Origin of the sequence: Streptomyces sp. P9(2023), assembly GCF_032436795.1 — a bacterium.
GTDB lineage: Bacteria > Actinomycetota > Actinomycetes > Streptomycetales > Streptomycetaceae > Streptomyces.
In genome coordinates this window covers 1-266 of record NZ_JAUPWM010000537.1, presented here as the reverse complement: position 1 = coordinate 266, position 266 = coordinate 1, and the positions used below count along the sequence as shown (strand labels likewise).

Below are 266 nucleotides of genomic sequence, written 5' to 3'. Positions count from 1 at the left end.
ACATCGCGAGCACGCCCTCGAAGTGTCCCGCGACGTACCACGACCAAGCGACGATCCCGATGAAGCTCGTCGGCTTCGGCGAAGCGGTGAACGTGTCGCTCGGCCTTCCGATCGTGCGCACGAGCGTCGATCACGGCACCGCTTACGACCGCGCGGGGAAGGGGACCGCCGACGCGCGCGGGATGCGCGAGGCGATGGCGCTCGCGTCGCGCATGGTCATCGGCTTCGCAGGATCAAGAACGCGAGATACGCGAGCGTCGCAAGGC

General features: G+C 68.0%; 1 protein-coding gene. It reads left to right on the top strand.

The window, feature by feature from the left end; all coding sequences use genetic code 11:
* Positions 1–2: 2 nt before the first annotated feature.
* The coding region (locus Q5762_RS38630) for a 4-hydroxythreonine-4-phosphate dehydrogenase PdxA (RefSeq protein ID WP_315896990.1) at positions 3–266 on the top strand (264 nt) is incomplete at its 3' end.